This window comes from Streptomyces sp. NPDC058671 (assembly GCF_042716475.1).
Taxonomy (GTDB): domain Bacteria; phylum Actinomycetota; class Actinomycetes; order Streptomycetales; family Streptomycetaceae; genus Streptomyces.
Genome location: NZ_JBHXSA010000021.1, coordinates 18,621 through 30,052 on the forward strand (window position 1 = coordinate 18,621; position 11,432 = coordinate 30,052).

Consider the following 11,432-nt stretch of genomic DNA (forward strand, 5'->3'; position numbering starts at 1 on the left):
GCAGGATACGTCGCACCCTAGTGACCCGGTGATCACCCCGGTGATGACGCTACTCCGAACGGGTGAATGCGCGCTGCTCCCCGTGCCCCGCTGCCGTGCGTGGTCCGACTTGTCCCTGATCAGAGGGGTCCCCCTTTCCGTCGGGCGGGTTCGTCCCGCCCGCGCGTCGCCGTCCGTGTGCACCCGACTGCCGCGTGTGGCCGGAAGCGGTCTCCCGATGTCGCTGATACCCTGGTACCCCGTGGACCGGTGGGAAACGGCGACAGCCGAGGACCCCGAAACCGCAGCGACGGCACCCCCCGATTCTTCCGGAGGGCACGCCGGTACGCACCTCCAGAACGCGACCACGGGAGCCCCCTCTTGGCGATGCCGCCCAAAACCACGACGACCAAGCACATCTTCGTCACCGGGGGTGTCGCGTCCTCCCTCGGCAAGGGCCTGACCGCCTCCAGCCTGGGTGCGCTCCTCAAGGCCCGGGGCCTGCGGGTCACGATGCAGAAGCTCGACCCGTACCTGAACGTCGACCCCGGCACGATGAACCCGTTCCAGCACGGTGAGGTGTTCGTCACCAACGACGGCGCCGAGACCGACCTGGACATCGGCCACTACGAGCGCTTCCTCGACGTCGACCTCGACGGCTCGGCCAACGTGACCACCGGCCAGGTCTACTCGCAGGTCATCGCCAAGGAGCGGCGCGGCGAGTACCTCGGCGACACCGTGCAGGTCATCCCGCACATCACCAACGAGATCAAGTCCCGGATCCGCCGGATGGCGACCGACGACGTGGACGTCGTCATCACCGAGGTCGGCGGCACGGTCGGCGACATCGAGTCCCTGCCGTTCCTGGAGACCGTCCGCCAGGTCCGCCACGAGGTCGGCCGCGACAACGTCTTCGTCGTGCACATCTCGCTGCTGCCCTACATCGGCCCCTCCGGCGAGCTGAAGACCAAGCCGACCCAGCACTCCGTCGCCGCCCTGCGGAACATCGGTATCCAGCCGGACGCGATCGTGCTGCGGGCCGACCGGGACGTCCCGACCGCCATCAAGCGGAAGATCTCGCTGATGTGCGACGTCGACGAGGCCGCCGTGGTCGCCGCCATCGACGCCAAGTCGATCTACGACATCCCGAAGGTGCTGCACACCGAGGGCCTGGACGCCTACGTCGTCCGCAAGCTCGACCTGCCCTTCCGCGACGTGGACTGGACCGTCTGGGAGGACCTCCTGGACCGTGTCCACAACCCGGAGCACGAGGTCACCGTCGCTCTCGTCGGCAAGTACATCGACCTGCCCGACGCCTACCTCTCGGTCACCGAGGCCATGCGCGCCGGCGGCTTCGCCAACAAGGCCCGCGTCAAGGTGAAGTGGGTCACCTCCGACGAGTGCAAGACCCCGGCCGGCGCCGAGAAGCAGCTCGGCGACGTCGACGCGGTCCTGATCCCGGGCGGCTTCGGCGACCGCGGTGTGAGCGGCAAGGTCGGCGCGATCCAGTACGCCCGCGAGAACAAGGTGCCGCTGCTCGGCATCTGCCTCGGTCTGCAGTGCATCGTCATCGAGGCGGCCCGGAACCTGGCCGGCATCCCCGAGGCCAACTCCACCGAGTTCGACCCGGCCACCGCGCACCCCGTCGTCTCGACGATGGAGGAGCAGCTCGCGTACGTCGAGGGCGCCGGCGACCTCGGAGGAACGATGCGCCTGGGCCTGTACCCGGCGAAGCTCGCCGAGGGCTCGATCGTCCGCGAGGTCTACGACGACCAGCCGTACGTGGACGAGCGTCACCGTCACCGCTACGAGGTGAACAACGCCTACCGCGCGGAGCTGGAGAAGAAGGCCGGTCTGGTCTTCTCCGGCACCTCCCCGGACAACAAGCTCGTCGAGTACGTCGAGTACCCGCGCGAGATCCACCCCTACCTGGTCGCCACCCAGGCGCACCCGGAGCTCCGCTCCCGCCCGACCCGGCCGCACCCGCTGTTCGCGGGCCTGGTCAAGGCGGCCGTGGAGCGCAAGACGGCCAAGTAGTACGGCGCGTTAACGTTGCCGGGGTACGGGTCCCTCATCGGGGCGCGTGCCCCGGCTTTCGTCTGTGGAAGGACGCACATGGAGTTGCAGGACACCCCGGAGGAGTGGCGGGTCGTCGCGACGACGACCCCGTTCCAGGGAAACAAGACGAGTGTCCGCACGGACGACGTGGTCATGCCGGGCGGCACGGTCGCGCGCCGCGACTACCAGGTCCACCCCGGCTCGGTGGCCGTCCTGGCCCTGGACGAGGAGGACCGGGTCCTGCTGCTCAAGCAGTACCGGCACCCGGTGCGGCAGAAGCTCTGGGAGATCCCGGCGGGACTCCTCGACGTGCCCGGCGAGAACCCGCTGCACGCGGCCCAGCGCGAGCTGTACGAGGAGGCGCACGTCAAGGCCGGGGACTGGCGGGTCCTGACCGACGTCTACACCACGCCCGGCGGCTGTGACGAGGCGGTACGGATCTTCCTGGCGCGGGACCTGTCGGAGGCGGAGGGCGAGCGCTTCGAGGTAGCGGAGGAGGAGGCCGACATGGAACTGGCGCGGGTTCCGGTCGCGGACCTCGTGCGCGGGGTCCTCGCCGGCGAGCTGCACAACAACTGCCTGGTGGTGGGGGTGCTGTCGCTCGCGGCCGCCCGGGCGGGGGAGGGCCTCGACGCGCTCCGCCCCGCCGAAGCGCCCTGGCCGGCCCGCCCGTTCGAGGCGTAGCCCCGCCCGGCGGGCCCGGCCCCTCGTCCGGATTCCGGCCCGGCCCGCCCTCGGGGGGACCCATGCCACAGAGGGCGCACTGATGTGACCATCTGTTGATCCGATCGGGGGACGTGCCCGCCCTGCTCCACCGGGTCCGTGCCGTGCCCTGAACTACGCTCGGAAACGCCCGTGCGGAGCCCCCACGGGATCGGCTCGTGCGCAGGTGGACGGGAGCGTGGCCCGTGACGGATCAGGCGGTGGCGACGGCCGGAAGCCGTCAGTTCTTCGGCCGGCAGCGGGAGTTGAAGGCCCTGCGCGCCGACATCGAGCGGACCGGCCTCGACACCCTCACCGGCCGCAAGGCGCCCCGCGCCCGGGTCCTGCTCATCGCGGGCAAACCCGGCTCAGGACGCACCGCGCTCGCCGAGGAACTGGCAGCCGGGCTCGCCGACCGCTACCCCGACGGGCTCTTCCGGGCCCGGCTCACCGAGCCTGACGGCGCACCCGTCCCCACCGCCCGCGTCGCCCGGGAACTCCTCGCCGAACTCGGTGTCCCCGAACCCCCCGGCGCCGCCGAGGACGAGCTGACCGAACTGGTCCGCGGCGCCCTCGCCGAACGCCGGGCCGTCCTGCTCCTCGACGACGCCGTGGACGCCGCACAGGCGGACCCGCTCATCCCCGACAACCCGGACGTCCTGGTGGTGGGCGTCGCGAGGGGACCGCTCACCGGCATCGCCGACGTACGGCCCTGCACGCTCGGCGGGCTCGACCCCAAGTCCGCCATCGAGCTGCTCACCGCCTTCACCGGCTCCGTGCGCGTCACCGTCGATCCCCAGGCCGCCGAGGCCCTCGTCGAGGAGTGCGGCGGACTTCCCGGCGCGGTCGTCCTCGTCGGCGGCTGGCTCTCCACGCACGCCGAGTCCTCCGTCGCCGACCTCGCCAAGCGGCTGCGCGGGCTCGGCGGCGACCCGATCGCCCGGAGCTTCCTGCTCGCCCACGAGGCGCTGCCCGCCACCGCCGCCCGGATACTGCGCTACCTGTCCCTGGCCCCGCTGGGCCGGGCCGACGCCCACACCGCCTCCGCGCTGGCCGGCTGCTCGGTCTCGGCCGCCGCCACCACCCTCGCCGACTTCGCCGCCCTGGGGCTGGTCTCCGCCGGTGAGGACGGACAGTACGAGGTTCCCGGCCACCTCGTGCCCCTGCTGCGCGCGCGCCTCGAGGAGAGCGACCGGCCCGCCGAGGTGCAGCTCGCACGGGCCCGGATGCTGGAGCGGACCGTACGGCTCCTCCAGTCCTGCCGCGCGGTCACCGAACCCGAGGGTTCGTCCGCGCGCAGGAAGCTGGCCGGTCTGCCGCGCGCCCTGCGTTTCCCGAACGAGACCGCCGCGGCCCTCTGGCTGCGCTCCCGGCAGCCCGTCCTGCTCGCCTCCGCCCGGCTCGCCGTCGCCGACGGGGAGCTGGACACCCTGGCACGGCGGCTCGTCGCGTCGCTGGTGAGGGCGCTCACCGCGCACCGGGGCGCCGAGGCGGCCGCGCCCGAGCTGTACGGCCTCCACCAGCTCGTCCTGGACGTGGCCGAGCGGCGAGGGTTGCACCGGGAGCGGGCCGCCGCCCTGCTCAACCTGGCCGATCTCGATGCCAAGACCGGGAGGACGAAGGACGCACTTCTGCGATATCGGTTGGCTTTGGATGCCGGACGCGCAGCAAATGATCCGTACGCGACCGGTCGCGCGATGGAATCCGTAGGTGGCTCGTATCAGGAGCTCGGGGACTGGCAGCGGGCCGGCGACTGGTACGGACGGGCGCTCGCCCAGCGGCTCGCCCGGGACGAGCGCGCCGACCAGGCCCGGCTCTACGGCCGCCTCGGCGCCGTGCAGACCTACGCGGGCCGGTACGGCGAGGCCCTGCGGAACTGGCGGGCCGCCGCCGCGGGCTACCGGCGGCTCGCCGATCTCCCCGGATACGCGCGGGCGTTGAGCGAGGCGGCCCGGGTCCAGGAGTACGCCGGACGGCCCGAGGAGTCGCTGCGGACGTGCGAGGAGGCGGTGGAGTGGGCCCGGCGCGCCCAGGACACCCGGCTCCAGGCCGCGCTGCAGCTGCGGCTCGCCGACACCCTCGACCGGCTCGGGGACCCCGCGGCGGCCAGGCTGCACCGCGCCGCTTCCGACAGACTGCTGGAAACAGCAAGATCCGCCTACGAAATCCGCAGTGGGTCCGTCGAAGATTAGTACTTTGAAAGGCTAGACAGGGAGAACTCCTTCATTAGACTGGGTGCGCCGCGTTCGAACGTGGTCTGCCCCGCTGCGCCGCAGTGCATCCGGGTATGTATCGCAGTGCCCCAGATATCCCCCTGATTCAAGGACCGTGATCGACGATGAAGGTCGGCATCCCCCGCGAGGTCAAGAACAACGAGTTCCGCGTGGCCATCACCCCCGCCGGTGTCCACGAGCTCGTCCGCCACGGCCACCAGGTCTTCATCGAGCAGAACGCCGGTGTCGGCTCCTCGATCACGGACGAGGAGTACGTCGCCGCCGGCGCCGGGATCCTCCCCACGGCCGACGAGGTCTGGGCCACCGCCGACCTGCTGCTCAAGGTCAAGGAGCCGATCGCGGAGGAGTACCACCGCCTCCGCAAGGACCAGACGCTCTTCACCTACCTGCACCTCGCCGCCTCCCGGGAGTGCACGGACGCGCTCCTGGCGTCCGGCACCACCGCCATCGCCTACGAGACCGTCGAGACCGCCGGCCGCGCGCTCCCGCTGCTCGCCCCGATGTCCGAGGTCGCGGGCCGCCTGGCCCCCCAGGTCGGCGCCTACCACCTGATGCGCTCGGCCGGCGGCCGCGGTGTCCTCCCCGGCGGCGTCCCCGGCACCCACGCCGGCAAGGCCGTCGTCATCGGCGGCGGCGTCTCCGGCTGGAACGCCACCCAGATCGCCGTCGGCATGGGCTTCCACGTGACCCTGCTCGACAAGGACATCAACAAGCTCCGCGAGGCCGACAGGATCTTCGGCACCCAGGTGCAGACGATCGTCTCCAACGCCTACGAGCTGGAGAAGGCCGTCGTCGAGGCCGACCTCGTCATCGGCGCCGTCCTCATCCCGGGCGCCAAGGCCCCGAAGCTGGTCACCAACGAGCTCGTCGCCAAGATGAAGCCCGGAAGTGTCCTTGTCGACATCGCCATCGACCAGGGCGGCTGCTTCGAGGACTCGCGCCCGACCACGCACGCCGAGCCGACCTTCCAGGTCCACAACTCGGTCTTCTACTGCGTCGCCAACATGCCGGGCGCCGTCCCGAACACCTCCACCTACGCCCTCACCAACGCCACGCTGCCCTACATCGTGTCGCTGGCGAACAACGGCTGGGTCGAGGCGCTGCGCCGCGACGCCGCGCTGGGTCTGGGTCTCAACACCCATGACGGCAAGGTGGTTTACAAGGAGGTCGCCGAGGCTCACGGTCTCGAGCACGTCGAGCTGAGCAGCCTCCTGGGCTGACCCCCCTCGGCACCGCCGTCAACGCGTGCCGTCAATCCGCGCACCGGCCGGACCTTGTTCGACAAGGTCCGGCCGGACGCGTGTCCGGGCCCGGCGAAACGTTCGGTCAACTCGCCGCGAACGTAATGCTTTAACCGTTTCGCACACCCCTGAAACGTGTGGATGCATGCCTGCGCACCCTTGACAGAGAGGTGTTCGGTTGCCGACACATCGGGCCGGGTCCGGCGGATTGTGTTGCTGCGGACCGGTGACACGCCATAGAGTCGCCAACCGTCGGCATGGTGCCACGCTGACCTATCGATAAATGTTCCTGGTGACATCCAAGGAGGTAAGACGACTTGTGAATGAGTCGACAATTACTCCCGGGAGCGGTGCGCCAGGTGCTCCGATCGGCTCCGTCGCGGTGCGGACCTTCGCGACGCACCAGCCCATGACGACAGCCCACACGATGAAGACGATGGACGGCCTACACGTGAACGCCACGGCCGGCAACGAGATGGGCCGAGAGTCCACCCACTTCGCCGCCTACGACGAGGTGCCCGAGGGGCACTTCTACGACCCCGACGCCGAGTACGAGCCCGACCCGGAGTACGCGGCCACCCTCGCACCCGACGCTGCCCGCCAGCGCCGCGAGCGGATCGGCCCCACCGGACGCCCGCTCCCGTACTTCCCGATCCCGGGTCCGCTGACCGACCACGGACCCGCGAAGATCATCGCGATGTGCAACCAGAAGGGCGGCGTCGGCAAGACCACGTCGACCATCAACCTGGGTGCCGCGCTCGCGGAGTACGGACGACGGGTGCTGCTCGTCGACTTCGACCCGCAGGGAGCCCTGTCGGTCGGTCTCGGCGTGAACCCGATGGAGCTCGACCTCACCGTCTACAACCTGCTCATGGAGCGGGGCATGTCGGCGGACGAGGTGCTCCTCAAGACCGCCGTGCCCAACATGGACCTGCTGCCGAGCAACATCGACCTCTCGGCCGCCGAAGTCCAGCTCGTCAGCGAGGTCGCGCGCGAGTCCACGCTCCAGCGCGCCCTGAAGCCGCTGATGAACGACTACGACTACATCGTGATCGACTGTCAGCCCTCGCTCGGCCTGCTGACCGTGAACGCCCTGACGGCGGCTCACAAGGTCATCGTGCCGCTGGAGTGCGAGTTCTTCGCGCTGCGCGGAGTCGCCCTGCTCACCGAGACCATCGAGAAGGTCCAGGAGCGGCTCAACCCCGAGCTCGAACTCGACGGCATCCTCGCCACGATGTACGACTCGCGGACCGTGCACAGCCGTGAGGTCCTCGCGCGCGTCGTCGAGGCCTTCGACGACCACGTGTACCACACGGTCATCGGGCGGACCGTGCGCTTCCCGGAGACCACCGTCGCCGGTGAGCCCATCACCACGTACGCCTCCAACTCCGTGGGCGCCGCCGCCTACCGCCAGCTCGCCAGGGAGGTGCTCGCCCGGTGTCACGCCGAGTGAGTCTGCCCGGCGCCGACGAACTCTTCCGTACGACCGGGGGGACGGCGCTCCAGGCGTCCGCACCCCGCCGGGCCGTGCCGGCACCGGCCGGCGAGAGCGCCCCGGCGGCCGACGGCTCCGCCTCCGCCGAGCACACGGCGGCGGACTCCGAGACGGCGGAACCGCGGGCCCGGACGGCGGAGCCCGGGAGCGCCGCCTCCCAGGGCGCGCCCACAGCCGCCGTACCCGCCCCGGCGGCGCGGCGGCGCGGTGGCCGCACCCCGAACCGGCGGCCCAGCGGTCGTGAGCGCCACGACGAGAAGATCACGGTCTACGTCTCCGCCGAGGAGCTGATGGACCTGGAGCACGCCCGGCTCGTGCTGCGCGGCGAGCACGGGCTCGCCGTCGACCGGGGCCGGATCGTCCGGGAGGCCGTCGCGGTCGTCCTGGCGGACCTGGAGTCCCGCGGCGACGCGAGCATCCTCGTCCGCCGCCTACGGGGCCGCTGACGGTAGCCTGCGGGCTGCCACGCTCCCCGTTCCCCCTGGACCTCCATGCATCACGTCTCCGACGAAACGTCCCGCCCACCGCGCCGCCGTGTCCTGGGGCGCGGTGGGGGCGGCCCGGAGCCCGTACCGGCTGCGGAACCGGTCCCGGCTGGGGAGCCGGTCCCGGCTGGGGACGCGGGTGGGGCTGCGGAACCGGGCGAGGCCGTGGGGCCGGGCGAGGCTGCGGAACCGGGCGAGGCCGTGGAGCCGGATGCGGCCGGTGAGGCCGGGGACGGGCGGTTCACCGTGCGGCTCTCGAACTTCGAGGGGCCCTTCGATCTGCTGCTCCAGCTGATCACCCGGCACAAGCTCGACGTCACCGAGGTCGCCCTCTCCCGGGTCACCGACGAGTTCATGGCGCACCTGCGGGCCCTCGGGCCCGACGGGGACCTCGACCAGACCACCGAGTTCCTCGTCGTCGCCGCCACCCTGCTCGACCTCAAGGCCGCCCGGCTGCTGCCCGCCGCCGAGGTGGAGGACGAGACGGACCTCGCCCTCCTGGAGGCCCGCGACCTGCTGTTCGCCCGGCTCCTCCAGTACCGGGCCTACAAGCGCATCGCGGCGATCTTCGAGGAGCGCTGGGAGGCGGAGGGCCGCCGTCACCCCCGTACCGTCGGACTCGAACCGCACCACGCCGAGCTGCTTCCCGAGGTCGTCATCTCCATCGGCGCCGAGGGCTTCGCCAGGCTGGCCGTCAAGGCCATGCAGCCGAAGGCCGAGCCCCAGGTGTACGTCGACCACATCCACACCCCGCTCGTCAGCGTCCGCGAGCAGGCCGCCGTGGTCGTCGCGCTGCTGCGGGAGCGCGGGACGGCGCTCTTCCGGGAGCTGATCGAGGACGTGGGGGACGACACCCTCACCGTCGTCGCCCGCTTCCTGGCCCTCCTGGAGCTCTACCGGGAGAAGGCCGTCGCCCTCGACCAGGAGACCGCCCTCGAAGACCTCACGGTCTCCTGGACCGGTGGGGAGGCGGACCCGTCCGGGGCCGTGACAGACGAATTCGACCAGGAGACCGCCGCGTGAGCGACCTCAAGCCCGCCCTCGAAGCCGTCCTCATGGTCGTCGACGAGCCCGCCACCGAGGCCCACCTCGCCAAGGTCCTGGAGCGCACCCCCCGCGAGGTGGCCGACGCCCTGCGCGAGCTGGCCGACGAGTACACCGCGCAGGGCCGCGGTTTCGAGCTGCGCCCGGTGGCCGGGGGCTGGCGGTACTACACCCGCCCGGAGCACGCTCCGGCCGTCGAGGCCTTCGTCCTGGAGGGGCAGCAGGCCCGGCTCACCCAGGCCGCCCTGGAGACGCTCGCGGTCGTCGCGTACCGCCAGCCGGTCAGCCGTTCCCGGGTCTCCGCGGTCCGCGGAGTGAACTGTGACGGCGTGATGCGGACCCTCCTGCAGCGGGGTCTGGTGGAGGAGACGGGCGCGGAACCCGAAACAGGTGCGATCCTGTACAGGACGACGAACTACTTTCTGGAGCGGATGGGCCTGCGCGGCCTGGACGAGCTCCCCGAGCTGGCGCCCTTCCTCCCCGAGGCGGAGGCGGTCGAGCCGGACTCTCTGGAGGGTGTTCCGTCGTTCGATCCGGATGCACCGGATCGTGAGGACGACGACAAGACGGAAGTTTGATGCGAAGCAGCAGCGGCAGGAACAGCAGCGGAAACAACGGCGGGAGCCGTGGTGGCAACAGCGGCGGCCGCGGCGGCAGCAGCGGCGGCGGCCGCGGTGGCAGCGGTGCCGGCGGTGGCGGTGGCTACCGCGGCTCCGGTGGCAGCGGCGGCGGCAGCGGCTCCGGTGGCGGCTACCGGGGCTCCGGTGGCGGCAGCGGCTCCGGCGGCGGTGGCTACCAGGGCGGTGGCGGCTCCGGCGGTGGCGGTGGCTACCGAGGCGGCAGTGGCTCCGGCGGTGGCAGTGGTGGCGGTGGCTACCGAGGCGGCAGTGGCTCCAGCGGTGGCAGTGGTGGCGGCGGTTACCGGGGCGGCAGCGGCTCCGGCTCCGGCGGCGGTGGTGGCTACCGGGGCGGGAGCTCCGGCGGCAGTGGCTCCAGCGGTGCCGGCGGTGGCGGTGGCTACCGCGGTGCCGGTGGCGGCGGTGGCCGTGACGACCAGCGCCCGCGCAGGCCTCGCCCCGAGGAGCGCGCGTACGACGTGAGCCCGCCCGCCGAGGCTCCGAAGAAGGGCCGCGGCTCCGCGGCCCGCGGAGGCGCCAAGGGCGGCCCCAAGGCCCCCCAGGGCACCCCGCCCCGTCGCGGCCCGCACGGGCAGCGGCAGGCACCGGCCCGCTCGCGCGAGCTGGAGGCCAAGATCGAGCAGCGCAACCGCGAGCGGTACGAGGGCCGGCCGGAGATCAAGACCCCGAAGACCTTCCCCGGCGCCGAGCAGGAGGGCGAGCGGCTGCAGAAGGTCCTCGCCCGTGCCGGCATGGGCTCGCGGCGCGCCTGCGAGGAGCTCATCGAGCAGGCCCGCGTCGAGGTCAACGGCGAGATCGTCCTGGAGCAGGGCAAGCGCGTCGACCCGGAGAAGGACGAGATCAAGGTGGACGGCCTGACCGTCGCCACCCAGTCACACCTGTTCTTCGCGCTGAACAAGCCCGCCGGCGTCGTCTCCACCATGGAGGACCCGGACGGCCGTCAGTGCCTCGGTGACTACGTCAACAACCGTGAGACCCGGCTCTTCCACGTGGGCCGGCTCGACACGGAGACCGAGGGCATCATCCTGCTCACCAACCACGGGGAGCTGGCCCACCGCCTCACGCACCCCAAGTACGGCGTCAAGAAGACCTACCTGGCCGCCATCACCGGCCCGCTGCCCCGCGAGGTCGGCAAGCGGCTCAAGGACGGCATCCAGCTGGAGGACGGCTACGCCAAGGCCGACCACTTCCGCGTGGTCGAGCAGACCGGCAAGAACTACCTGGTCGAGGTCACGCTGCACGAGGGCCGCAAGCACATCGTGCGCCGCATGCTGGCCGAGGCGGGCTTCCCGGTCGAGAAGCTGGTCCGGACCGCGTTCGGTCCGATCGCCCTGGGCGACCAGAAGTCGGGCTGGCTGCGCCGCCTCACCAACACGGAGGTCGGCATGCTGATGAAGGAAGTCGGCATGTAGGGGCCCCGCCCCCAGTCGGAGAAGCCCCGGACCGCCCCGCGGGGACGGGGGTCGACGGGGTACGGGCCGGGGCCCGGCGGGTACGGGATACGGGGCCCGTCGTTTTGGCCGGGGCCCAACCCCATTTTAGTAAATGTGAGAAAT

Annotated in this window: 9 protein-coding genes; all 9 read left to right on the forward strand. The window is 71.6% G+C overall.

What is annotated here, in order from left to right; translation table 11 throughout:
- Nucleotides 1-366 precede the first annotated feature (366 nt).
- The 9 genes from ACFWV2_RS24520 to ACFWV2_RS24560 all read left to right on the forward strand — a co-directional run bounded on the left by ACFWV2_RS24520 (nt 367) and on the right by ACFWV2_RS24560 (nt 11,288).
- Nucleotides 367-2,016, forward strand: coding sequence for a CTP synthase (locus ACFWV2_RS24520; RefSeq protein ID WP_360794074.1), 1,650 nt, complete (start codon nt 367-369; stop codon nt 2,014-2,016).
- 78 nt (nt 2,017-2,094) lie between these two features.
- Nucleotides 2,095-2,721, forward strand: a complete 627-nt coding sequence (locus tag ACFWV2_RS24525; protein ID WP_384407686.1) for an NUDIX domain-containing protein — start codon at nt 2,095-2,097, stop codon at nt 2,719-2,721.
- A gap of 224 nt (nt 2,722-2,945) precedes the next feature.
- Entirely contained in the window at nt 2,946-4,931 is a 1,986-nt protein-coding gene (locus ACFWV2_RS24530; protein ID WP_384407688.1) for a tetratricopeptide repeat protein, read from the forward strand.
- 146 nt (nt 4,932-5,077) lie between these two features.
- The gene (gene ald, locus ACFWV2_RS24535; protein WP_384407690.1) at nt 5,078-6,193 is read left to right on the forward strand and encodes an alanine dehydrogenase; all 1,116 of its coding nucleotides are present in this window, start codon (nt 5,078-5,080) and stop codon (nt 6,191-6,193) included.
- Nucleotides 6,194-6,641: 448 nt separating this feature from the next.
- Nucleotides 6,642-7,667 (forward strand): ParA family protein, encoded by a 1,026-nt coding sequence (locus tag ACFWV2_RS24540; protein WP_030212665.1) that lies wholly within the window; start codon nt 6,642-6,644, stop codon nt 7,665-7,667.
- A complete protein-coding gene (locus ACFWV2_RS24545; protein WP_384407884.1) occupies nt 7,664-8,155 on the forward strand; it encodes a hypothetical protein in 492 nt (163 codons plus the stop codon). The genes ACFWV2_RS24540 and ACFWV2_RS24545 overlap by 4 nt, the downstream gene beginning before the upstream one ends.
- Before the next feature lie 45 nt (nt 8,156-8,200).
- Nucleotides 8,201-9,217, forward strand: a complete 1,017-nt coding sequence (locus tag ACFWV2_RS24550) for a segregation/condensation protein A (RefSeq protein ID WP_384407692.1) — start codon at nt 8,201-8,203, stop codon at nt 9,215-9,217.
- The gene (scpB, locus tag ACFWV2_RS24555) at nt 9,214-9,816 is read left to right on the forward strand and encodes an SMC-Scp complex subunit ScpB (protein ID WP_384407694.1); all 603 of its coding nucleotides are present in this window, start codon (nt 9,214-9,216) and stop codon (nt 9,814-9,816) included. Before ACFWV2_RS24550 ends, scpB begins: the two co-directional genes overlap by 4 nt.
- The gene (locus tag ACFWV2_RS24560; protein WP_384407696.1) at nt 9,816-11,288 is read left to right on the forward strand and encodes a pseudouridine synthase; all 1,473 of its coding nucleotides are present in this window, start codon (nt 9,816-9,818) and stop codon (nt 11,286-11,288) included. Before scpB ends, ACFWV2_RS24560 begins: the two co-directional genes overlap by 1 nt.
- Nucleotides 11,289-11,432 lie beyond the last annotated feature (144 nt).